General features: G+C 72.0%; 19 protein-coding genes and 1 pseudogene. 9 read left to right on the top strand and 11 right to left on the bottom strand.

Going from position 1 to position 21,844, the window contains the following annotated elements; translation table 11 throughout:
• Positions 1 to 191: 191 nt before the first annotated feature.
• Complete coding sequence (locus tag B085_RS0101150) at positions 192 to 1,199, top strand: NADP-dependent oxidoreductase (protein ID WP_018556713.1); 1,008 nt, start codon at positions 192 to 194, stop codon at positions 1,197 to 1,199.
• 48 nt (positions 1,200 to 1,247) lie between these two features.
• On the opposite strand, the pseudogene B085_RS50335 reads toward B085_RS0101150, so the two are convergent.
• Positions 1,248 to 1,454: pseudogene (locus tag B085_RS50335) on the bottom strand (TetR family transcriptional regulator); the annotation flags it as partial.
• Here B085_RS50335 and B085_RS0101160 point away from each other — a divergent pair.
• From B085_RS0101160 to B085_RS40855, 6 genes are all read left to right on the top strand, one after another.
• Entirely contained in the window at positions 1,369 to 1,989 is a 621-nt protein-coding gene (locus B085_RS0101160) for a fibronectin type III-like domain-contianing protein (protein WP_324603848.1), read from the top strand. The pseudogene B085_RS50335 and the gene B085_RS0101160 sit on opposite strands and share 86 nt — an antisense overlap.
• Positions 1,990 to 2,220: 231 nt before the next feature.
• Positions 2,221 to 2,766 carry a hypothetical protein gene (locus B085_RS40845; RefSeq protein ID WP_018556716.1) on the top strand — a complete coding sequence of 182 codons (546 nt, stop codon included), beginning with the start codon at positions 2,221 to 2,223 and terminating at the stop codon, positions 2,764 to 2,766.
• A gap of 40 nt (positions 2,767 to 2,806) precedes the next feature.
• A complete protein-coding gene (locus tag B085_RS0101170) occupies positions 2,807 to 3,610 on the top strand; it encodes an EI24 domain-containing protein (protein WP_026250555.1) in 804 nt (267 codons plus the stop codon).
• 85 nt (positions 3,611 to 3,695) lie between these two features.
• Entirely contained in the window at positions 3,696 to 4,472 is a 777-nt protein-coding gene (locus B085_RS45350) for a class I SAM-dependent methyltransferase (protein ID WP_018556718.1), read from the top strand.
• 59 nt (positions 4,473 to 4,531) lie between these two features.
• Positions 4,532 to 5,779 (top strand): hypothetical protein, encoded by a 1,248-nt coding sequence (locus B085_RS0101180; RefSeq protein ID WP_018556719.1) that lies wholly within the window; start codon positions 4,532 to 4,534, stop codon positions 5,777 to 5,779.
• 237 nt (positions 5,780 to 6,016) lie between these two features.
• Entirely contained in the window at positions 6,017 to 7,564 is a 1,548-nt protein-coding gene (locus B085_RS40855) for a pyridoxal phosphate-dependent aminotransferase (RefSeq protein WP_051101914.1), read from the top strand.
• A gap of 51 nt (positions 7,565 to 7,615) precedes the next feature.
• Here B085_RS40855 and B085_RS0101190 read toward each other — a convergent pair whose 3' ends face one another.
• The 9 genes from B085_RS0101190 to B085_RS0101230 all read right to left on the bottom strand — a co-directional run bounded on the left by B085_RS0101190 (position 7,616) and on the right by B085_RS0101230 (position 18,402).
• Positions 7,616 to 8,521, bottom strand: a complete 906-nt coding sequence (locus B085_RS0101190; protein ID WP_158689629.1) for a hypothetical protein — start codon at positions 8,519 to 8,521, stop codon at positions 7,616 to 7,618.
• A 214-nt stretch (positions 8,522 to 8,735) separates the two neighbouring features.
• The gene (locus B085_RS0101195; protein ID WP_037730900.1) at positions 8,736 to 9,932 is read right to left on the bottom strand and encodes an aldose epimerase family protein; all 1,197 of its coding nucleotides are present in this window, start codon (positions 9,930 to 9,932) and stop codon (positions 8,736 to 8,738) included.
• A 27-nt stretch (positions 9,933 to 9,959) separates the two neighbouring features.
• The gene (gene mmsB / locus B085_RS0101200) at positions 9,960 to 11,219 is read right to left on the bottom strand and encodes a multiple monosaccharide ABC transporter permease (protein WP_018556721.1); all 1,260 of its coding nucleotides are present in this window, start codon (positions 11,217 to 11,219) and stop codon (positions 9,960 to 9,962) included.
• A 1-nt stretch (position 11,220) separates the two neighbouring features.
• Positions 11,221 to 12,771, bottom strand: a complete 1,551-nt coding sequence (mmsA, locus tag B085_RS0101205; RefSeq protein ID WP_018556722.1) for a multiple monosaccharide ABC transporter ATP-binding protein — start codon at positions 12,769 to 12,771, stop codon at positions 11,221 to 11,223.
• A gap of 65 nt (positions 12,772 to 12,836) precedes the next feature.
• Positions 12,837 to 13,958: a multiple monosaccharide ABC transporter substrate-binding protein gene (gene chvE, locus B085_RS0101210; protein ID WP_018556723.1), complete on the bottom strand. Its 1,122-nt coding sequence runs from the start codon at positions 13,956 to 13,958 to the stop codon at positions 12,837 to 12,839.
• 6 nt (positions 13,959 to 13,964) lie between these two features.
• A complete protein-coding gene (locus B085_RS0101215) occupies positions 13,965 to 15,011 on the bottom strand; it encodes a hypothetical protein (RefSeq protein WP_018556724.1) in 1,047 nt (348 codons plus the stop codon).
• Positions 15,012 to 15,114: 103 nt separating this feature from the next.
• On the bottom strand, positions 15,115 to 16,137 hold the full coding sequence (locus tag B085_RS0101220) for a zinc-dependent alcohol dehydrogenase (RefSeq protein ID WP_018556725.1): 1,023 nt from the start codon (positions 16,135 to 16,137) through the stop codon (positions 15,115 to 15,117).
• Entirely contained in the window at positions 16,134 to 17,294 is a 1,161-nt protein-coding gene (locus B085_RS0101225) for a mandelate racemase/muconate lactonizing enzyme family protein (RefSeq protein WP_018556726.1), read from the bottom strand. Before B085_RS0101225 ends, B085_RS0101220 begins: the two co-directional genes overlap by 4 nt.
• A gap of 199 nt (positions 17,295 to 17,493) precedes the next feature.
• Positions 17,494 to 18,402 (bottom strand): SGNH/GDSL hydrolase family protein, encoded by a 909-nt coding sequence (locus tag B085_RS0101230; RefSeq protein WP_018556727.1) that lies wholly within the window; start codon positions 18,400 to 18,402, stop codon positions 17,494 to 17,496.
• 236 nt (positions 18,403 to 18,638) lie between these two features.
• Between B085_RS0101230 and B085_RS0101235 the strand changes: the two genes are divergently transcribed.
• Positions 18,639 to 19,133: a DUF3145 domain-containing protein gene (locus B085_RS0101235; RefSeq protein WP_026250557.1), complete on the top strand. Its 495-nt coding sequence runs from the start codon at positions 18,639 to 18,641 to the stop codon at positions 19,131 to 19,133.
• Here the strand turns inward: B085_RS0101235 and B085_RS0101240 are convergent.
• A complete protein-coding gene (locus B085_RS0101240; RefSeq protein ID WP_018556729.1) occupies positions 19,121 to 21,256 on the bottom strand; it encodes an MMPL family transporter in 2,136 nt (711 codons plus the stop codon). The two genes, B085_RS0101235 and B085_RS0101240, sit on opposite strands and share 13 nt — an antisense overlap.
• A 138-nt stretch (positions 21,257 to 21,394) precedes the next feature.
• Between B085_RS0101240 and B085_RS0101245 the strand changes: the two genes are divergently transcribed.
• On the top strand, positions 21,395 to 21,841 hold the full coding sequence (locus B085_RS0101245; protein WP_037731032.1) for a MarR family winged helix-turn-helix transcriptional regulator: 447 nt from the start codon (positions 21,395 to 21,397) through the stop codon (positions 21,839 to 21,841).
• Positions 21,842 to 21,844 lie beyond the last annotated feature (3 nt).

Genomic DNA, 21,844 nt, shown 5'->3' on the forward strand with positions numbered 1-21,844 from the left:
TTCGCCGATCCGTCCCGCGTCCGTCCCGCCCCGTCCGTCCCACCCCGCTCGCACCGCCTCACCGCGCCGACCGGTTCCACCGGCCGGCGCTCCGCTGTGCGACGGGACACGCCCATGCCGATTTATTTGACTTCCTCAAACATCCAGGCTCATGGTTAGTTAAGAACCTAAAGCTTTGGAGGCGTCCCCTCATGCCGAAGAGCCGTGAATGGCATCTGGTAGCCCGCCCTCACGGGTGGCCGAAGCCCGAGGACTTCGCGCTGCGCGAGACCGAGGTTCCCGAGCCCGGGCCCGGTGAGATCCTCGTGCGCAACCTCTACGTGTCGGTCGACCCCTACATGCGCGGCCGCATGAACGATGCGAAGTCGTACGCGGAGCCGTACCGGCTGGACCAGCCGATGCACGGCGGCGCGGTCGGCCGGGTCGTCGCCTCGGGTGCGGAGGGCTTCGCCCCCGGCGACCACGTGCTCCACCCCCTCGGCTGGCGCGAGTACGCCCTGGCCAAGGCGGAGGCCGTGGTCAAGGTCGATCCCGGCCTCGCCCCGCTGAGCACCTATCTGGGCGTACTCGGGATGACCGGCCTCACCGCCTATGCGGGCCTGCTGCGCGTCGCCGGCCTCAAGGAGGGCGACGTGGTCTTCGTCTCCGGCGCGGCGGGCGCGGTCGGCAGCCAGGTCGGCCAGATCGCCCGGCTCAAGGGCGCCTCCCGGGTGATCGGCAGCGCCGGCTCGGACGAGAAGGTCAAGCTCCTGGTCGATGAGTACGGCTTCGACGCCGCCTTCAACTACAAGAACGGCCCCGTGGCCGAGCAGCTGGCGGCGGCCGCGCCCGACGGCATCGACGTCTACTTCGACAACGTGGGCGGCGAGCACCTCGAGGCGGCCATCGGCGCCCTCAACCTGCACGGCCGGGTGGCCGTCTGCGGCATGATCGCCATCTACAACGCCACCGAGCCCGCCCCCGGCCCCCACAACCTGTCCCGGCTCATCCAGAACCGGCTGCGCATCGAGGGCTTCCTCGTCGGCGACCACTACGACCTGCAGCCGGAGTTCGTCCGGGAGGTCGGCGGCTGGATCCGCGAGGGCAGGCTGCACTACCGCGAGACCGTCGTCGACGGGATCGAGAACAACCTGGAGGCCTTCCTCGGCGTCCTGCGGGGCGACAACACCGGGAAGATGCTGGTGCGCCTGCCCGAATAGCGGCGGGCGGCGGCGGGGATGAGGGGTGCGCCCGGGCGGGCGCGCCCCTCATGTGCCATCGGGCTCCCCGTCGCCTCCGCCCGGGTCGAGCAGGGTGACGAAGTGCCGGAAGACGGCCGGCATGTCCACCGCGCCGGGGTCGTGCAGCCACTGCAGCTGCAGGCCGTCCATGACGGCCACCAGCAGCGGGGCGGCCTGCTCGGGGGTGAGGCCGCCGGGCAGCGTGTCCCCGTACTCGGCACGGAGGGAGTCGGCGGCCCGGCTGGCCGACGCCCCGGTCGCCGAGGTCGTGCCCCGGGACGGGGTGCTGCGCTACGACGAAGGCGTCTTCATCGGCTACCGCGCCTGGGAACGGGCCGGGACGGCGCCCGCGTACCCCTTCGGCCACGGACTCGGCTACACGGACTGGGCTTACGAGGACGCCTTCTTCGCGCCCGCCGAGGGCGGCCCTGCCGGGGACGGCGGGCCGGACGTGCTCGGCACGCTCACCGTACGGCTGCGCAACACCGGCGACCGGCCGGGGCGCGAGGTCGTCCAGGTCTACCTGGCGGCGCCCGCGGGGGAGGATCCGGCGGTCGGCCGTCCGGCCCGGGTCCTGGCCGGTTTCCTCTCTGTCGAGCTCGCCGCGGGCGCCGTGACGCAGACCCGTATCGCGCTCGCGCGCCGAGCCGCGCAGATCTGGGACCCCTCGGAGGGTGACTGGCGCACTCTTGCGGGTACGTACACCGCCGAGGTCGCGCGCAGCGTCGCCGACCGCCGTCTCACGGTGCCGGTGGCCGTGAACGGCTGACCCACACACCCCGGGGAGGTCCCTGACAGCCTCCCCGGGGTGCGGGGTCGTCGAGCACGGCGTCCCGGCCGCGATCGGCCCGGACGGGAGGCACGCCGCTCGGTGACGGCTCGTCAGGCGCCGCGCCGGGGCGGTCCCCCGGGCGGACCCCGCCCGATTGCGGGCCGCGGGCCGTGACGTGACGCTCGTGCCATCCGCGCCCCACTCCAGGCGTCCACCCGAGGAGCAGCGATGACGGCACGAACGCGCATCCGTCCGGTCCTGGCCGGCGCGGCACTCCTCCTGGCCGGCGCGTCCGTGCTGCCCGGCTCCGCACGGGCCGGCGAACCGCCCGCGCCCGCCGTCGCCGGCTGCTCGGTCAACGGCCGGCCGGCCACCGGCACCGCCGTCACCGGCACCGAGGGCTTCGACGAGATCGACTGCGCGCGCGGCGTCCCCGCCGGCGTGGTGGTCGCCGGGGGCGGCGGTGTCGACGTCATCACCGTCCACGGCGGCAACGCGGGGACCGTCGACGGCGGCGCCGGGGCCGACATGATCGAGATCAGCGGCGGGAACAGCGGGATCGTCACCGGAGGCGAGGGAGACGACCTCGTCGACCTGATCGGCGACGCCGACGCCAACTCCGGCACCGTCAGCGGCGGACGGGGCGACGACGTGCTCTTCCTGAGGGCCGAGGACATCGCGGGCACCGGCGTCGTGACCGGTGACACGGGCTCCGACGTCTGCCTCTTCGACCCGGACCCCTCGGGCCTGCGGGACTGCGAGGTCATGGTCTGAGCCGTCCCCGGCCACCCGCGGTTGGCATACCCTGTCGCGCATGCGAGATCTTGCCTCCGGTATACGGCTCTTCGTGGACGGCCAGCGCTGGGTGCTCCGGCACGGCCGCTGGTTCGGCTTCGGGCTGCTGCCCGCGCTGGTCACGCTCGTCGGCTACGCTGCGGCACTGGTCGCCCTCGCCTTCTGGGCCGACGACGCGACCGCCTGGGCCACGCCCTTCGCCGACGACTGGGACTCGCCCTGGCGCGGCCTGTTCCGCGGGCTGCTCACCGCGGTCGCCTTCGGCGGCGGCCTGCTGCTGGCGGTGATCTCCTTCACCGCGGTGACCCTGCTGGTCGGCCAGCCCTTCTACGAGTCCCTGGCCGAGCACGTCGACGTCTCGGAGGGCGGCGCCCCGGACGGGCCCGACCTCCCGCTGTGGCGGGAGTTGCTGCAGTCCGCCCGCGACAGCCTGCGGGTGCTGGTCCGGGTGGCGATCTGGGGCGTCCTGCTCTTCGCCGCCGGCTTCGTCCCCGTCGTCGGCCAGACCGTCGTCCCCGCGATCGGCTTCTGCGTCTCCGGCTACTTCCTCGCCCTCGAACTCACCGGCGTGGCCTTCCAGCGCCGGGAGGTGCCGCTGCGGGAGCGGATGCGCATACTGCGCGGCCGGATGGCGCTCACGCTCGGGTTCGGGGTGCCGCTGATCCTCTGCTTCCTGGTGCCGCTGGTCTCCGTCCTGCTCATGCCCGGCGCGGTGGCCGGCGCCACGCTTCTGGTGCGGTCCCTGATGCCGCCACAGGAAGCACCTGAGCCGCAGCCGGAGGCCGGTGCGCCCGTGGAGCCGCTGGACTTCCGCAAGCCGTAGCAGCCGGGGGCGAACCGGAGGGAACCATTCCGCACCCGTCGTGTGACCTATGTACGGGGACGAGCACGCGAGGGGGAGGCGCGCGATGGCGCAGCGCACCAACCAGTACGACGACAACCCGCAGAGCTACCGGACCTACTGGGTGAGCCGCGGTTACGAACACGACGCCGAGGTCGCCGCGTTGCGCCGGCTGCTCGAAGGGCGGCACTTCGGCCACGCGGCGGACGTCGGCGGTGGTTACGGCCGGCTCGTACCCGTGCTGCGGGAGTTCGCCGACCGGGTCACGCTGGTGGACGCCAGCCGCAAGCAGCTGAACGACGCCGAGGTGTACCTCAAGGGGCTCGCCGGGGTGAGCATGCGGCTGATGAGCGCCGACGGCCTCGGCCTGCACTCCGCGAGCGTGGACCTGGTCACCCTGATCCGCGTCATGCACCACCTGCCGGACCCCCGGGGCGCACTGGCCGAGATCGCCCGGGTGCTGCGCCCGGGCGGAACCGCCGTCGTCGAGACCGCCAACCTCGCGCACGCCGCCAACCGGCTCCGCTACGCGGCGCACCGCCGGCGGGTGCCGCTGTCGCCGGTCGACATACGCTCGGCGGAGAACCGCGAGCGCGACAGCATCCCGTTCGTCAACCACCACCCGCGCACGGTCGCCGGGCAACTGGAGGCCGCGGGGCTGCGCGTGGAGCGGCGGCTGTCGGTGTCCAACCTGCGCAGCGCGCGGTTGAAGCGCGTGGTCCCGCACTCGGCGCTGGTGAGGGCCGAGGGCGCGCTGCAGTCCCCGCTGGCCCGCGTGGGGTTCGGGCCGAGCATCTTCTTCCTCGTCCGCAAGCCGGGCCTAGCCGGGCCTAGCCGGGCCTAGCCGGGCGCGGCCGGGCGCGGCCCGGCACCCCGGCCCCTGGCGGAGCGGGGCTCTCTGGCATGCTCCGGGCGGCCGACCCGTACCCGACCGACCGGAGGTTCCCCGTGACGCGGCTGCCGCTCCACCCCGGCGTACCCGCCGACGTCCCGCCACCCGCGGGCGAGGAACTGCGCCTGGGGCGGACGGTGCCGCAAGAGATCCTGCGCCGCAGCGGCTTCCACACCGCGGCTCCCCGGTTCGCCCGGGCGCTGGCGGAGTCCCGCGACCCGGCGGGGGCCGCCAGGACGGTACGGCGGCACGGGCGCGCCCTGTGGCGGACCGCCGTGGACCGGGCCCAGGGCCGCGGTCCGGTGGAGGGCGACCTCGGTCACGACGACGACCGGCCGCTGTACTGGGCCCGGCTCGCCCTCGGCAGGGAACTGCGGTCTTGGGAACCGGCGTTCACGCTGCCCGCCGCCGTCCGCGCGGCGCTGGCGGCCCGTCTGGAGCGCGCCTCGCGGGGGCAGGACGCCGTCCGCCCGCCCGTGGCCGAGGGCGTCCGGCGCGTCCTGCTGACCGGCTTCGACCCCTTCCGGCTGGACGCGGACATACGCTGCAGCAATCCCTCCGGCGCCGCGGCGCTCGCCCTGGACGGCGTCACGCTGGAGACCGCCGCCGGCCCGGCCCGCGTCGAGGCCGTCGTCTTCCCGGTGCGCTGGGGCGACTTCACCGACGGCACGGTCGAACACGTGCTCCGCCCCCGGTTCCGGCCCGGCCCGCGCCGTGTCGACCTCTTCGCCACCGTCAGCCAGGGCCGGGACGGACGCTTCGACCTCGAACGCTTCAACGGCGCCTGGCGCGGCGGCCACCCCGACAACGCGGGCCTGTCCGCCACCGGCCCGGTCCCCGTCGCCGTCCCCGGCGACCAGCCGCAGTGGACGGCGTCCACCCTGCCGTACGCGGCGATCGCCGCCGCCGGGACCGGTGCCTTCCCGGTGCACGACCGCACCACCGTCACCGAGGTGCCCGCCGGGGGCGGCGCCCCCGTCACCCGTGACGGCGGCCCGACGGCCGGTTCCGCCGCCCGCGCCGGGGGCGGCGGCGACTACCTCTCCAACGAGATCGCGTACCGGGCCACCCTGCTCCGGGACAGGCTCGCGCTGCCCGCCCCGGGCGGCCATGTCCACACCCCGGTGCTCCACTTCGGCCCCGGCAACACCGAACCGGCCACCGGCGCGGTCACCGATCCCGCCTTCGTCGCCCAGCGTCTGGCGGTCACCGCCCAGATCCGCGCCCTCCTCGTCGCGGCCGCGGGCACCCTCGGCTGAAGGGACCGGCGCCCCGCTGCCGCCGTCGAGCTCCGCGGGAAGGGGCGGCGGTCACTGAACGGAAGCGCGCCCGGGCCCGTATGAGACGCGGGAAGGCCGCAAGTTAGCCGAACCGCGCACCACTTGTCCCACGATCAACCCACATGTGTGAGATGTGAGGAATGTGTGACAAGGTCGTGCAGGCAAGGGGAAGCGGGCCGCCGCGGCGCGGCCCCCGTGATCGAGGGAGGTCCTGCCGTGACCGTCGCTGTCGGCGTCACCGGTAATGCCACCGAGTTGTTCCGCGCCAACACCGCGCACAGTCCCTCGTACTTCGCGCTGCGCCGCGCCGCCGGCGGCCTGTCGCCCTCCGGCGGAGGGCGCGACATCGTCGACTTCTGCATCCCGTGCAACCCGTACTTCCCGAGCCCGGCCATGTACGAGAAGCTCCAGGAGTCGATGCGGGACATCCTCACCTACTATCCGAGCGGCACGGACGTCATCACCGACGAGCTGTGCTCGCTGCTCGGCCTCAACCCGCAGACCGTGGCCATGGGCAACGGCTCCACCGAGCTGATCACCTGGATCGACCACCTGCTGGTCCGCGAGAGCCTGGCGATCCCCATACCGACCTTCGGCCGCTGGACAGACCAGCCGATGGAGACCGGCAAGCGCGTCGACATGTTCCTCCTCCCGGAGGCCGCCGGATTCGCCCTCGACCCGGCGGCCTTCGTCGCGTTCGTCCGGGCGCGCGGCTCCCGTACCGCCGTGATCTGCAACCCCAACAACCCCGACGGCGGCTTCCTCCCCAAGCACGCCGTCGTGGCGCTCATGGACGCCCTGTCCGACCTCGACCTCGTCGTGATCGACGAGTCCTTCCTCGACTTCAGCGACGCCGAGGCCTGGCCGAGCGTCGCCGACGAGGCCGTCCTGCGGCCCAACGTGGTCGTCCTGCGCAGCCTCGGCAAGAACTTCGGCCTGCACGGCATCCGCTTCGGCTACCTGGTCGCCAACCCGGCGCTGGCCGGGAAGGTCCGCCGCATGCTGCCGAAGTGGAACCTCAACTCCTTCGCCGAGGCCGTGGTCTTCATGCTCAAGGACCACCGCGAGGAGTACGCGCAGAGCCTGCGCATGGTCTCCCGCGACCGCCAGGAGATGACCTGGCAGCTCGCGGCGCTGCCGGGGCTCACCGTCTACCCGTCGCAGGGCAACTTCGTCTTCGTCAAGCTCCCCGACGGCGTCGACGGCGCCGTCCTGCGCGACCGGCTGCTGGCCGAGCACGGGGTGCTGGTCCGCGAGTGCGGCAACAAGCTGGGCAGCAGCAGCCGCTTCATGCGGCTGGTGGTCCGCCCCCAGGCCGACGTCCAGCGGCTGCTCACCGGGCTGAGCACGGTGCTGTACGGCAGCACCTGGTACGCGGCCCCCGCGCCCGCCGCCGCGGCCCCCGCGCCCGTCCAGGAGCAGCCCGCCCCGCCCCCGCAGCCCGCGCCGCCGCAGCTGCCGCAGATCCAGCCCGCCCCGCCGCCTCAGCCGCTCCCGCAGATCCAGCAGGCCCCACCGTCCCAGCCGCTGTACGAGCAGCCCTTCGCGGCGCCCCCGGCGCCGCCGCAGCCGGTCTACGAGGTCAGACGCGAGCCGCAGCCGCAGCAGCAGGTCCAGCCGCAGCCCCAGCCCCAGGTCCAGCCGCGGGCCGAGGGGCCCGCCACCGACATGTACCCCGCGCTCGCCGCCGAGGTCCCGCCGGCCTTCGCGGCGGTGCCGTCCGGCACCCCGCGGCCGGCCCTGTACTGGCAGGACGCCTCCTGACGCACCGCGCCCGCGCGGGCCGGTCGTTCACCGGCCGGCGCGGGCGCGCGGTCACCTGGCCGAGCGGAACGAGCGGCTCTCCAGGGTCTTCCACTCCCCGCACGAGCTCTGCTTGCCGCGGGTCTCCTGGATGGTGCAGTGCGTCTCGACCACCCGGCCGTCCCGGGTGATCGCCTTGACCCACACGCCGGAGCCGACAGAGGTCACCGTGGCCCCGCAGACACCGCGCGGGTAGCCCCGGTTGCCGCTGAGGGAGTGCCACACGAAGCGCCCGCGCGGAAGGGTGCGGCCGCCGATGAAGATCCGGCCGTCGAACACCGCGACGGAGATCTCCTGGTCGTTCTTGCGGAGGGTGGAGTCGATGCTGACGCAGTCGCCCTCGCGGCCGCCACGTGCGTCGCCCTGCTCGTCCCGGCGGCCGTCGTCGCGGTTCCCGCCCTGGTCGTCGCGGTGCTGCTGCTGCGGGCGCTGGTCGCCGCCCTGGTCGCCGCTCTGGTCGCCGCCCTGGTTTCCGCCCTGGTCGCCGCGGTCGTTCCGGCCCTGGTTTCCGCCCTGGTCGCCGCGGTCGTTCCGGCCCTGGTCGCCCTCGTCGCCGCGCTCGTTCTCGCCCTCGTCCCGGCCGTCGTCGCCCCGGTCGGTCTCCCGCTCGCCCCGCTGGTCGGTGCGCTCCCCGCCGTCCCCGCCGTCCTCGTCGCGGGCCTCCTGCTCGCGGCCGCCCTCCTCGCCCTCCGCCGCCTCTTCCTCGTCGTCGTCGGCGGCGACGCTCCGCGTGACGGGCGGCCGGGGGTCGTTCACGGCCGTCCTCGTGCCGGCCGCCGTGGCCACGGTGCCGGGGGTCGTGGCGAGCACGGGCGCCGACACCGCGGCCGCGGCGACGGCGAGCGGCAGGACCACGCCGGTCAGCCGTCCGTACCGCCGGAACCTGCGCGGCGAAGACGACCTGCCGTCAGGACTCATGGGGGACTCCTCGTCGAATGCGAAAGCCGCAGGGCCTGATCGACGGGATGCGTACCCCCCGGCGCGCGGACTCTGTGCCGCTGTCATTCCGGTGGCCCAGAACATTCCCGTACGGCCCAGGGGAAGTTCACCCGGAGCCGTCCCCCAAGTCGACAGGCGGGGGCGCCCGGGAGACAATCCCGGCCGCCCCCGCCCGCGGGGAGGGTGGCGCCGCTCAGTGGGTGCCGAAGGAGTGCACGGTGGTGGAGCGGTAGGTCTGCCCCGGCCGCAGGACCGTCGACGGGAACGAGGGCTGGTTGGGGGAGTCCGGGAAGTGCTGGGTCTCCAGGCAGAACCCGTCGCCCTGCCGGTAGACCCGGCCCGAGGAGCCGGCGAACGTACCGGTCAGGAAGTTGCCCGTGTAGAACTGCACACCGGGCTCGGTGGTGGCGATCCGCATGACCCGGCCGGAGACGGGCTCGGTGACCGTCACGATGTGCTCGGGCGCGGCCGTGCGGCCCTTGTCGAGCACGAAGTTGTGGTCGATGCCCTGGCCGTACAGGATCTGCTGGTGCGCGGAGCGGATGTCGCGGCCGATCGTCTTCGCCGAGCGGAAGTCGAACGGGGTGCCCGCGACGGGCGCCAGTTCACCGGTGGGGATCAGGGTGGACCCGACCGGGGTGTAGCGCCGGGCGGCGATCTGGACCTCGTGGTCGTAGACGCCGCCGTCGCCCTCGCCGCGCAGGTTGAAGTACGTGTGGTTGGTGAGGTTGACGACCGTCGCCCTGTCGGTGGTGGCGGTGTAGTCGATCCGCCACCGCGCGTCCGCGGTCAGGGTGTAGACGACCTTGATCTTCAGCGTGCCCGGGTAGCCCATCTCGCCGTCCGCGCTGGTGTAGCGCAGCACCAGACCGGCGTCCGAACCCGCCTTGAAGCCCTCCACCGCCCAGACCCGCTTGTCGAAGCCCCGGTCGCCGCCGTGCAGGCTGTTCGGGCCGTCGTTGACGGGCAGCTGGTAGGTGCGGCCGTCCAGGGTGAACTTGCCGCCCGCGATGCGGTTGCCGTAGCGCCCGATCAGCGCGCCGAAGTACGGGCTGCTCGCCACGTAGCCGGCCAGGTCGTCGAATCCGAGGGACACGTTGACGCGGCGGCCGCGCCGGTCGGGCAGCTCCAAGGTCTGGACGATGCCGCCGTACGAGAGCACCTTGAGGGTGATCCCGCCATTGCTGACCGTCCAGATGTCGACCTTGGTGCCGTCCTCCAGGGTCCCGAAGTGTTCCTTGCTCACCTTGCTCCTGCCCACGGGCCTGTGCCTGGCGTCGGCGGTCTGCCGCGCCGGGGCGGCCTCCCCGGCCGCCCAGGCGTTCGTCCCGCCGATCGCGGGCGCGACCGCCCCGAGCGCCGCGCCCGCGATCAATGTACGTCTGTTCACTTGCGGCTCCTTCTGTAGGTAGCTGCTTTACGAACCGACCTTGCGCTTGTTCCAGACGTCGAAGCCGACCGCGGCCAGGAGCACCAGACCCTTGATGACCTGCTGGTAGTCCGTGCCGATGCCGACCAGCGACATCCCGTTGTTGAGCACCCCGAGCACCAGGCCGCCGATGATGGCGCCGAGCACCGTGCCGACGCCGCCGGTCGCGGAGGCACCGCCGATGAAGGCGGCCGCGATGGCCTCGAGCTCGAAGTTGATGCCGGCCTGCGGGACGCCGGCGTTCAGCCGCGCCGCGTAGACCAGTCCGGCGAGCGCGGCGAGCACGCCCATGTTCACGAAGACCAGGAAGACGACCCGCTTGTCCTTGACGCCGGAGAGCTTGGCCGCCGCCTGGTTGCCGCCGAGCGCGTACACGTGGCGCCCGATCACCGCGTTGCGCATCACGAAGCCGAAGACGATGAGCAGCCCGGCGAGGATGAGCAGCACGATCGGCACGCCGTGGTAGCTGGCGAGGGTCATGGTGAAGGCGACGCAGCAGGCGATGATGGCGAGCAGCTTCAGCAGGAAGAAGTTGCGCGGCAGCACGTCCAGGTCGTACGCGAGCTGCTGGCGGCGGTCGCGGATCTCCTGGACGACGGCGATGGCGATCACCACGAGACCGATGAGCAACGTCAGGTTGTGGTAGTTCGTGTGCGGCCCGACCTCGGGCAGGAAGCCGTTGCCGATCTTCTGGAAGCCGCTCGGGAAGGGCGAGATGGACTGGCCCTCCAGGAAGATCTGCGTGCCGCCGCGGAACAGCAGCATGCCGGCCAGGGTCACGATGAACGACGGGATCCCGACGTACGCGATGAAGTAGCCCTGCCAGGCGCCGGCGATCGCGCCGATGAGCAGGCAGGCGACCAGGGCCAGCGGCCACGAGACGTGGTGGTGGATGATCATCACCGCGGCGGCCGCGCTGACGAAGGCCGCCAGCGAACCGACGGACAGGTCGATGTGGCCGGCGATGATCACGACCATCATGCCGATCGCCAGGATCAGGATGTAGCTGTTCTGGCCGATGAGGTTGGTGACGTTCTGCGGTTTGAGCAGGATGCCGCCGGACCATATCTGGAACAGCGCCGCGATCAGCACCAGCGCGATGATCATGCCGTACTGGCGCATGTTGCGCCGTGCCGCCTGCAGCAGCAGGCCGGCGGCTCCGGCCGCCGCGCCGCCGTCCTTGACGGCCGCGGCCGCGCCCCCGGCGGGCGGCGGAGGAGTCTTGTCGGTCTTCACCGGGCTGCCCATCTCAGTTACCTCGGTCCATGGTCATGTGGCGCATAAGCACTTCCTGCGTCGCGCTCTCGCGCGGGATCTCCCCGGTCAGCCGGCCCGCCGACATCGTGTAGATGCGGTCGCACATGCCGAGCAGTTCCGGCAGCTCGGAGGAGATGAAGACGACGGCCTTGCCCTGGGCCGCCAGATCGTTGATCACCGTGTAGATCTCGTACTTGGCCCCGACGTCGATGCCCCGGGTGGGTTCGTCGAGGATGAGGACCTCCGGCCCGGCGAAGATCCACTTGCTGAGGACGACCTTCTGCTGGTTGCCGCCGCTCAGTTTGCCCGTGGTCTCGAAGACGGTCGGGGTCTTGATGTTCATCGTCGAGCGGAAGGTCTCGGCGACGCGGGCCTCCTCGTGCTGGTTGACGACGCCGCGCTTGGCGACCTTGGACAGGGCGCTGAGCGAGATGTTGCGGCTGATGTCGTCGATGAGGTTCAGCCCGTAGTGCTTGCGGTCCTCGGTGACGTAGGCGATGCCGTGGCCGACCGCCTCCGGGACGGTGCGGGTGCGGATCTCCTTGCCGTCCAGGTAGACCCGGCCGCTGATGCCCCGGCCGTAGGAGCGGCCGAAGACGCTCATGGCCAGTTCGGTGCGGCCGGCCCCCATCAGCCCGGCGATGCCCACGATCTCGCCGCGCCGGACGTTGAGGGACACCCCGTCGACGACCTTGCGCTGCTGGTCGATCGGGTGGTGCACGGTCCAGTCCTCGACGGCGAAGGCCACCTCGCCGATCTCCGGTTCCCGCTCGGGGAAGCGGTGGTCGAGGTCGCGGCCGACCATGCCGCGGATGATCCGCTCCTCGGTGACGGTGCTCTCGCCGTCCTCGTCGGTGGCCTTCATGTCGAGCGTCTCGATGGTCCGCCCGTCCCGAAGGATGGTGATGGAGTCGGCGACCCTGGCGATCTCGTTGAGCTTGTGCGAGATGATGATGCAGGAGATGCCGTGCTCCTTGAACTCCAGTATGAGATCCAGGAGTTTGCGGCTGTCCTCGTCGTTCAGGGCGGCCGTCGGCTCGTCCAGGATGAGGAGCTTGACCTCCTTGGACAGCGCCTTGGCGATCTCGACGAGCTGCTGCTTGCCGACGCCGATGTCCGCCACACGGGTGCTCGGCTGGTCGGTCAGCCCGACCCGCTTGAGCAGCCGGCCCGCGTGCCGCAGCGTCTCGTTCCAGCTGATGACACCGCGTGTGGAGTGCTCGTTGCCGAGGAAGATGTTCTCGGCGATGGACAGGTAGGGAACCAGGGCGAGTTCCTGGTGGATGATCACGATGCCGCGCTGCTCGCTCGCGCGGATGTCGCGGAACTCGCAGGTCTCACCGCGGAAGAGGATCTCCCCTTCGTAACTGCCGTGCGGATAGACCCCGCTGAGCACCTTCATCAGGGTCGACTTGCCCGCACCGTTCTCACCGCAGATGGCGTGGACCTCGCCCTCGGCGACAGTCAGGGTGACGTCGGAGAGCGCCTTGACCCCTGGGAAGGTCTTGGTGATGGAGCGCATTTCGAGGACGGGTCCGGCCATTCCTGCTTTCCGTTCTCCTCGGGTGATGGAAGGGGAAGATCGTCGGTAGTGCTCCGGATCCGGGACTACTGGAGCTCGGACTCCTTGACGTAGCCGGAGTCGATGAGAGCCTGCTTGTAGTTGGACTTGTCGACGCTCACCGGCGGCAGCATGTAGGTCGGGACGACCTTGGTGCGGTTGTCGTAGCTCTTGGTGTCGTTGACCTCCGGCTTGCCGCCGGTCAGCACCGCGTCGCCCATCTGGGCGGCCACCTTGGCCAGCTCGCGCAGGTCCTTGAAGACGGTCTGGGACTGCTCGCCGGCGATGATCGACTTGATCGAGGCGACCTCCGCGTCCTGGCCGGTGACGATCGGCAGCGCCTTGTTGCCGCTGCCGTAGCCCACGCCCTTCAGCGCCGAGATGACACCGCGCGAGATGCCGTCGTACGGGGAGAGCACCGCGTCCACGTCGTCGGAGGTGTACGACTTGCTGAGCAGGTCGTCCATGCGGGCCTGGGCGGTGGCGCCGTCCCAGCGCAGCGTGGTGACCTGGTTGAGCTCGGTCTGGCCGCTCTTGACCACCAGCTGCTTCTTGTCGATGTACGGCTTGAGTACCTCCATCGCGCCGTTGAAGAAGTACCTGGTGTTGTTGTCGTCGGGCGAGCCGGCGAAGAGCTCGATGTTGAAGGGGCCCTTCTTGCTGCCGTCCTTCAGGCCCAGCTTGTCGACGATGTAACCGCCCTGGAGCTGTCCGACCTTGAAGTTGTCGAAGGTCGCGTAGTAGTCGACGTTCGGCGAACCCAGAATCAGGCGGTCGTAGGAGATCACCTTGATGCCGGCGTCGTGGGCCTGCTGCAGCACGTCGCTGAGGGCCGAGCCGTCGATGGCCGCGATGACCAGGAGCTTGTCGCCCTTGGTGATCATGTTCTGGATCTGGGCGACCTGGTTCTCGACCTTGTCGTCGCCGTACTGCAGGTCGGTCTTGTAACCCAGGTCCTTGAACTGCTTGACCATGTTGGCGCCGTCGGCGATCCACCGCTCCGACGACTTGGTGGGCATGGCGATGCCGATCGTGCCGCCCTTCCCACCGTCCTTGTCGCCACCGTTGGCGTTGTCGCTCTGCCCACAGGCGGTTGCGGTGGCCCCGAGGGCGAGGGTGGCTATCAGCGCGGCTGTGGTGCGCAGACGTGCGGCTCTGGCGATGCGCATGGCTGATCAGATCCTTTCGGCGGCCAGGCGGGGGTCGGTCGCCTGGTCCGGGTCGGTCGCGATGTCCAGGGGGAAGCGGTGGAGCGGGCCCGGCAGCCGCGCGCCCAGCGGGGACTGCCCGCCGTCCGCGCCCAGCCGGGAGAGCAGGTCGAGCACAAGGCGGCCGCGCCGGACCCGCTCGCGAGCGGTCGACAGGGCGACCTCCCGCAGCTGGCGTCCGTACGGGTAGATGCCAGGGGCCTTGCTGAGCCCGAACTTGAGGTAGATCGGTGCTCCGCGGCGGATCAGCTCCGCCGCGTCGTAGAGCCGTACGAAGCCGCCGAGGTCGTCCGGGGCCTCGATGTAGAAGTCCATCGGCGCCCGGCTGACCCTGCGGATCTCGGTGATCTGCTGGAGGGTCAGGTCGGAGGGGATGTTGATGGAGTCGGCACCCAGCCGCTCCCACACCGCGTAGGCCGCCGGGTTGACCGGGCCGACCAGCGCCGAGACCTTGAAGGTGGTGTCGGCCGGCAGCAGCCCCTGTTCCCGCAGCTGGTGCAGCAGCCACAGCACGCCCTCGTCCGCGACGAGCAGGCAGCGCACGCCCAGGGCGGCCGCCCGCAGCGCGTCCTCGACGCAGCCGGCCACCTGGTCGTGGCCGCGGGCCCGCAGGCCCCCGCCGCGGGAGTCGGTGCGGGTCGCGGCGCCGATGTCCCAGGTGCCGCGGGGCCCGGTGAACAGGCAGAGCTCGACGTCGCGTTCGGCGCAGGCGGTGACCATCTCGGTGATCTCCGCGTCCGTCAGCATCCAGATGCCGCTGCCCTGGCTGATCCGGTGCACCGGCACCTCCAGCCGCTCGCTCTCCTCCAGCACGGTGGCCAGGGCCTCCGGGCCCTCCACGGAGGGGATCTCGGTGCGCCAGGTCCCGCCGTCGGGGAAGGAGTGCGGGGAGGAGTCGGCTGGGTCGTCCGCCGGCGCTCCGTGACCGAGGAGAGTGAGCGCGTACTGGCCCGGGTGACGGGGACCGGAGGTGGTGCCGGCCTTTCCGGGGCTCGGGGTGGGTGCGTCGGTCACGGTGCTCCTTCGTTCTCGCCGTTCGAGATGTCGGACGACGTTCGGTTCATTGGGTGTGAGTGGGCACGGATGGGACATCGTGTGTCCGCCGCGCACGGAGCGGTCACGGACGTAGCAGCACCTTCCCCACCTTGGGATCCCGGCTCCCCAGCAGTTCCAGGGCGCCGGCGTACTCCTCCAGGGGCAGGTCGTGCGTGATCAGCGGTGCGGGGTCCAGGATCCCGGCGTCGAAGGCCCGGACGGTGTGGGCCCAGGCGGCGGGCGGCGCCCCGAAGACCGTGTGCACGGTCAGCTGGCGCACCACCAGGTCGGTGGGGTCGAGCCCGAGCGCCCCCGGCGCGGGGATGCCGGTCAGCGCCATCCGGCCGCCGCGGCGCAGCAGCCCCGCCGAGACACGGGCCGCGGAGGCGGACCCGGCGGCCTCGACCACCAGGTCGTACTCCCCATCGGCGTCGGCCAGTTCGGCTGCCGTGCGGAACCGCGTGGCGCCGAACGAGGCGGCCAGCTCCTCGCGGACCCGGCCGGTGCCCACCACCAGCAGCTCCGCCGGCGACACCGCGGCGAGGAACTGCACCGCCAGCATGCCGAGCGTGCCGGTGCCGACGACCGCCACCCGTTCGCCCGGCGCCGCCGGGGCCTTCAGCAGTGCCGCCGCCACGCACGCGGCCGGCTCCAGGAGCGCGGCGGTGCGCAGGTCGGCGGCGTCGTCCAGGACGTGCAGCAGCCTGGCGGGCAGTGTCAGGGTGTCCGCCATCGCGCCGGGCTGCGTGAAGCCGGTCTCCTCGTACGGCGCGCTGCACAGCGTGGTCTCCCCGGCGTGGCACCGCTCGCAGACCTGGCAGTTGCGGAAACCCTCGCCGACGACCTTCCGGCCCACCAGAGCGGCGGTCACCCCGGCGCCGACCGCCTCCACCGTGCCGGACCACTCGTGGCCCGGGGTGACGGGGTAGCGGACGTACCCCTCGGGGCGGGTGCCGGCGTACATCTCCCGGTCGCTGCCGCAGATGCCCGCGGCGTGCACGCGGACCAGCGCCTCGCCCGGACCGGGCGGCACCGGTCCGGCCGGCGCGATCCGGTGCCGGCCGGGCCCGTCGAGGACGACGGCGCGGGGGGTGTGGACGGTCACTTCGAGCCCTTCGGCTTCCGGCGCTCCCAGCCCTCGGCCCACAGGTCGAAACGGGCCTGCTGCTGGGGGAATTCGGCGGCGGCGTCGACGTCGAGCTCGACACCGAGGCCCGGTGCGTCCGAGAGGGTGAAGTACCCGTCCTCGCCGACCACGGGTGCGCCCTTGACGACCTTCTTGATCTCGGAGTCCGCGAAGTCGTTGAAGTGTTCGAGGATCTTGAAGTTGGGGGTGCACCCGGCGAGCTGCAGGCTCGCGGCGGTGAGCACGGAGCCGCCGACGTTGTGCGGGGCGACCAGCACGTAGTGGGTCTCCGCGGTGGCGGCCAGCTTGCGGACCTCGTTGATGCCGCCGATGTGCCCGAGGTCGGGCTGGATGATGTCGGCGGCCTGCAGCTCGAACAGCTCGCGGAACTCGTAGCGGTCGTGGATGCGCTCGCCGGTCGCGATCGGCAGGTCCGTGTGGGCGGCCACCTTCGCCAGGGCCTTGAGGTTCTCCGGCGGCACCGGCTCCTCGATCCAGCTGGGCTTGAAGGGTGCCAGATCCTTGGCGACGCGGATCGCGGTGGCCGGGCTGAACCGGCCGTGCATCTCCACCAGCAGCTCGGTCTCGGGGCCGATCGCGTCGCGCACGGCCTCGATGAGGGAGACGGAGTAGGCGGTCGCCGCGTGGTCCAGCTCGAAGTGGCCGGTGCCGAAGGGGTCGATCTTCAGCGCGCGGTAGCCCCGCTCCACCACCGCGGCGGCGGCCTTGTGGTACGCCTCCGGGGTGCGCTCGGTGGTGTACCAGCCGTTGGCGTACGCCTTGACCTTCTCGTTCACCTTGCCGCCGAGCAGCTGCCAGACGGGCACGCCGAGGGCCTTGCCCTTGATGTCCCAGCACGCCATCTCGATGACGGCGATGCCGGACATGACGATCTCTCCGGCGCGCCCGTAGTCGCCGTACTTCATCCGGCGGACCAGGTCCTCGACCGCGAAGGGGTCCGAGCCGACTATGTGGTTGGCCTCCGCCTCGTGGAGGTAGCCGAGCAACGCGTCGGTGTGGCCGAGCATGCGGGTCTCGCCGACGCCCGTGAGTCCCTCGTCGGTGTGGACGAGCACATAGGTGAGATTCCGCCAGGGAGTGCCGACCACATGGGTACTGATGCCGGTGATGCGCACGGAAGCCGCCCCTTACAGGGTGTCGTTCGAGATTTCGTCACACGTTCGAAATGTTGAAGGGAACGTAGTTACGGGCTCCCGGCGGTGTCAATGGGTGTGCCGGGGAGGTGACGGCGATGTTGCCGAAGTGAGTCCGTCCGCCCGTGGCGCGTGCCGCGCCGTGTCCGAAACCCCGAACGAGGTGCCGTTTCCCGCCCGGTCAGCGACCGACGGCGCCCGGCCCGAAGGCCGCCGCGTAGACCAGTCCCGCCAGCTTGGCCTGACCCTCGGCGCTGGGGTGGAACCAGTCCCAGGGGCTCAGCTCCTTTTGGGTGAACCGGTAGTCGAAGACCGTGCCGCCGTCGTAGCGGCAGCGCTCGAGGCGCGCGCACTCCTGCCGCAGGACGTCGTTGTACGCCATGACCCTCTCGCGTACGGTCTGCCGCCGTTCGCGGGCGGCCGTGCTCATCGACTGCGCGTCGGAGAGCATCGACGGGCACAGGCCCAGCTTCCAGATCTGCCGTCCCAGCGCGTTCTGCCGGCCGACGTCCCACAGGCGCATCAGGTCGGGCACGCTCGCGACGAAGACCTGGGCCTTGGGCAGTTCGCGGTCGAGGGTCCGCAGGGCGGCCGAGAAATCCCGGCGGTATTCGGCCACCGGGGTCATGCGGTCGGTGCTGCGCGCACACGCGTCGTTGGCGCCCATCAGGATCGTCACCTGCTGCGGCCGTCGTTCGACGGCCTTCTTCGCCTGTGCCGGCAGGTCGTGCATCTTGGCCCCGCTGGCCGCCAGGTTCCAGCTCTTGGAGGCCGGCTTGTCCAGCAGGCGGTTGGCCACGCTGTCCACGGAGCGGCGGCTGCCGGTCGCCCAGGACAGGTCCGGACAGTCCGTCAGGATCCCGCAGGCGTCGAAGGCGCGGGTGATGGAGTCGCCGAGCGCGGCCAGCGAGGCGGGGGTGGTGTCCCACACCGCCGCGGGGCGCTTCGCCGCGTCAGCCCGCCCGGCGGCGCCGGCCTCGGCGCCGCCCGGTCCCTCGGTGGCGGAGCAGCCGGCCCCGAGTGCCGTCGTGAGCAGGGTGACCAGCGCGATCAGGGTGCGGCCGACCCCGCGCGAGAGCGACTGGCGCATCCGTTCTCCCTCGGACGAGTGGGTGACTTCTCGCTGATCCCGACAGTACGTCACTCCTCGCCTGGCGCCGCGCGGTAGCTTTTTCCCTGACAGGTGGTGCGAAAGAGGTGATCCAAGGTCAGATCTTGTCTCATTCGTTATGATTAGTGCAGAATGTCCACTGCTGTCCCGGATGGCTCGGTTATGGGCATGAGGCCGCTGGGGAAGGCGTACCTCGTCCCACACTGGAGGTTCCGGTGACGACACGTGGAGTTCTGTACGTGCACTCCGCGCCACGCGCGCTGTGCCCGCACGTCGAGTGGGCCGTCGCGGGTGTCCTCGGCGTGCGCGTGAACCTGGACTGGATCCGCCAGCCCGCCTCGCCGGGCACCTGGCGGGCCGAGTTCTCCTGGCAGGCGGAACCCGGCACCGCCTCCAAGCTGGCGTCCGCGCTGCGCGGCTGGCACCTGCTGCGCTTCGAGGTCACCGCGGAGCCGTGCGCCGGGGCCGAGGGGGAGCGCTACAGCAGCACCCCCGACCTCGGCATCTTCCACGCGGTCACCGGCATCCACGGGGACATCCTCATCCCCGAGGACCGGTTGCGCGCCGCGCTCGCCCGCGCCCGCAAGGGCGAGGCCGACCTGGAGACCGAAGTCGCCAAGCTGCTCGGCAAGCCCTGGGACGACGAACTGGAGCCCTTCCGCTACGCGGGTGAGGGCGCCCCCGTGCGCTGGCTGCATCAGGTCGTCTGACGCTCCGCCACGCGCGGCGGGTCCGCGGCGCCCTGCCGCGCCGGCGGCCCGTCGCCGCCGCGTGCGGCGGCACCCGGCCACCACACCTTCGGGCCGATGTCGCGTACCAGCGCGGGCAGCAGGAACGAGCGCACCAGCAGGGTGTCCAGCAGCACCCCGAAGGCCACGATGAAGGCGATCTGCACCAGGAAGGCCAGCGGGATCACGCCGAGCGCCGCGAAGGTCGCCGCGAGCACCACGCCCGCCGAGGTGATCACCCCTCCGGTGGCGGTCAGCCCGCGCAGGACGCCCTGCCGCGTGCCGTGGCGCAACGTCTCCTCGCGGACCCGGGTCATCAGGAAGATGTTGTAGTCCACGCCCAGGGCGACCAGGAAGACGAAGCCGTACAGCGGCACCGAGGCGTCCGTGGCCGAGAAGCCGAGGACGTGGCGGAAGACCAGTGCCGAGACCCCCAGGGTGGCGGCGAAGTTGAGGCCCACCGTGGCGACCATGAGCAGCGGCAGCAGCAGGCTGCGCAGCAGCGCCGCCAGGATCACCAGGATGATCGCGAGGACGACGGGGACGACGAGGGTGCGGTCGCGCTCCGCGGTCCGCTGGGTGTCGAGCTGCTGGGCCGTGTACCCGCCGACCACCGCTTCCGCGCCGGGCACCGCGTGCACGGCCGTGCGCAGCCGCTGCACCGTGGCCTTGGCGGCGTCGCTGTCGGCGGCGTCCTTCAGCGTCACCTCCAGCAGGACCCGGCCGCCGGTGACGAGCGGCTCGCCCCCACCGGGCCGGCCCGAGGCGGTGAGGGGGGCGACGGAGTCGACGCCGTCGGTGCCGGACGCGGCCCGGGTGACGGGGTCGAGCCGGTCCGCCTGCGCGATGACCACGGCGGGGTTGCCGGAACCTCCGGGGAAGTGCTCGCCGAGGACGCGCTGGGCGGTCACCGAGGGCGCCTGGTGGACGAAGATCTCGTCGAGCGGCACGCCCCGGGCGGTCAGCGCGGGGGAGAAGGCCGCACAGCCCAGCAGCAGGGCCAGGCTCGCGGCCCAGACCCGGCGCGGCGCGCGGTCCACGAGGGCCGCGATCCGCCGCCAGACGCCCTCCCCCTCCGGACGCCGCTCCCGCGGCCTGGCGGGCCAGTAGGCGGCCCGGCCGAGCAGCAGCAGCGCGGCGGGCAGGAAGGTCAGGCTGCTCGCGACGGCGCAGACGATCCCGACGGCGCCGACCGGGCCGAGGGCGCGGTTGTTGGTGAGGTCGCTGGCCAGCAGGGCGAGCAGACCGAGGGCCACGGTGGCCGCGCTCGCCACGATCGCGCCGGCGGAGCGGCGCAGCGCGGCGCGCATCGCCGCGAACCGGTCGCCGCGGGCCGCGAGTTCCTCCCGGAAGCGGGCGGCGAGCAGCAGGGCGTAGTCGGTGGCCGCGCCGATGACGAGGATCGACAGGATGCCCTGGACCTGGCCGTCGACCCGGACGATGCCGTGGTCGGCCAGTACGTAGACCACCCCGCAGGCCAGGCCGAGTGAGAAGACCGAGCCGACGATGATGACCAGGGGCAGCAGCAGGGCGCGGTAGACCAGCAGCAGGATCGCGAGCACCACGCCGAGCGCGGTGAACAGCAGCAGTCCGTCGATGCCCGCGAAGGCCTCGCCCAGGTCGGCCTGCGAGGCCGCGGGTCCGGCCACGTGTGCGGTGGTCCCGCCCACGCGGGACGCCGTGTCCTGGATACGGCCGACGGCGTCCCCGACGTCCCGGCCGAGGTCGGGGCGGAGCTGCACGACGCCCTGCAGGGCCAGGCCGTCGTCGGAGCGCAGCGCGGGGGAGGGGCGGCCGCTGACCCCCTCGGTGCCGGCGAGCGAGGCCAGCGCGGCCGTGGCGGCCTGCTGCTGGGCGTCGGTCACCCGGCCGCTGCCGGCGGTCCAGACGACGATCGCGGGCACGGTCCCGTCGCGGCTGAAGGCCGTGCGTTCGTTGACGGCCTTCGTGGACTCGGCGCTGCGCGGCAGGAAGGCCGCCTGGTCGTTGGTGGAGACCTCGCCGAGCCTGCCGGCGTACGGGCCGAGGGTGCCCCCGATACCCAGCCAGGCGACCAGCAGCACCACCGGCAGCAGCCATCGGACGGCGCGCGGCAGGGATGTCATCGCTCTCTCCCGTGGAGTCGGAACCGGGGGATGTCCCCGCGAGGAAAGGGTATATCTCATTGATCGAGTATCTTAATAATCGAGATTATTTACGATGGAGGGGTGCCCGACAACCTCCAGGACGAGTCCCCGACCGGGCTGCACGCCTTCGCCGTGCAGCTGCGCCGGATGAACAGCGAGTTCAACCGCATTGCGCAGGACTTCGCGCAGAGCCAGAAGCTGCACCACACCGACGTGCAGGCGCTGGTCGCGATCCTGGACGGCGACGACCGGGGCGGGGCCATGACCCCCGGTCGCCTGCGCGAACGCCTCAATCTGACCTCCGGTGCCGTCACCGCCTGCCTGGACCGGCTGGAACGCGCCGGCCACATCCGCCGTACCCGCGACGCCGCCGACCGCCGCGTGGTCCATCTGCACTACGCCCCGCGAGGGATGGCGGTGGCGCGGGAGTTCTTCCGTCCGCTCGCCCGGAGCACCGATGCTGCGCGCGACCGCTTCACCGAGGACGAACTCGCCGTCGTGATGCGCTTCCTGGGCGCGATGAACGACGAACTGACCGCCCTGCGCGCCCCCGCCCCGGAGTGATCC

Source organism: Streptomyces sp. BoleA5, assembly GCF_000373665.1.
Classification (GTDB): domain Bacteria; phylum Actinomycetota; class Actinomycetes; order Streptomycetales; family Streptomycetaceae; genus Actinacidiphila.

Coding starts and splice junctions, on each gene's coding strand:
- B085_RS45350 (WP_018556718.1), top strand. CDS start 3,696: ATGGCGCAGCGCACCAACCAGTACGACGACAACCCGCAGAGCTACCGG.
- B085_RS0101230 (WP_018556727.1), bottom strand. CDS start 18,402: ATGCGCCAGTCGCTCTCGCGCGGGGTCGGCCGCACCCTGATCGCGCTG.
- B085_RS40845 (WP_018556716.1), top strand. CDS start 2,221: ATGACGGCACGAACGCGCATCCGTCCGGTCCTGGCCGGCGCGGCACTC.
- mmsB (WP_018556721.1), bottom strand. CDS start 11,219: ATGGGCAGCCCGGTGAAGACCGACAAGACTCCTCCGCCGCCCGCCGGG.
- B085_RS0101190 (WP_158689629.1), bottom strand. CDS start 8,521: ATGAGTCCTGACGGCAGGTCGTCTTCGCCGCGCAGGTTCCGGCGGTAC.
- B085_RS0101240 (WP_018556729.1), bottom strand. CDS start 21,256: ATGACATCCCTGCCGCGCGCCGTCCGATGGCTGCTGCCGGTGGTGCTG.
- B085_RS0101150 (WP_018556713.1), top strand. CDS start 192: ATGCCGAAGAGCCGTGAATGGCATCTGGTAGCCCGCCCTCACGGGTGG.
- B085_RS0101160 (WP_324603848.1), top strand. CDS start 1,369: ATGACGGCCACCAGCAGCGGGGCGGCCTGCTCGGGGGTGAGGCCGCCG.
- chvE (WP_018556723.1), bottom strand. CDS start 13,958: ATGCGCATCGCCAGAGCCGCACGTCTGCGCACCACAGCCGCGCTGATA.
- mmsA (WP_018556722.1), bottom strand. CDS start 12,771: ATGGCCGGACCCGTCCTCGAAATGCGCTCCATCACCAAGACCTTCCCA.
- B085_RS0101170 (WP_026250555.1), top strand. CDS start 2,807: ATGCGAGATCTTGCCTCCGGTATACGGCTCTTCGTGGACGGCCAGCGC.
- B085_RS0101180 (WP_018556719.1), top strand. CDS start 4,532: ATGCTCCGGGCGGCCGACCCGTACCCGACCGACCGGAGGTTCCCCGTG.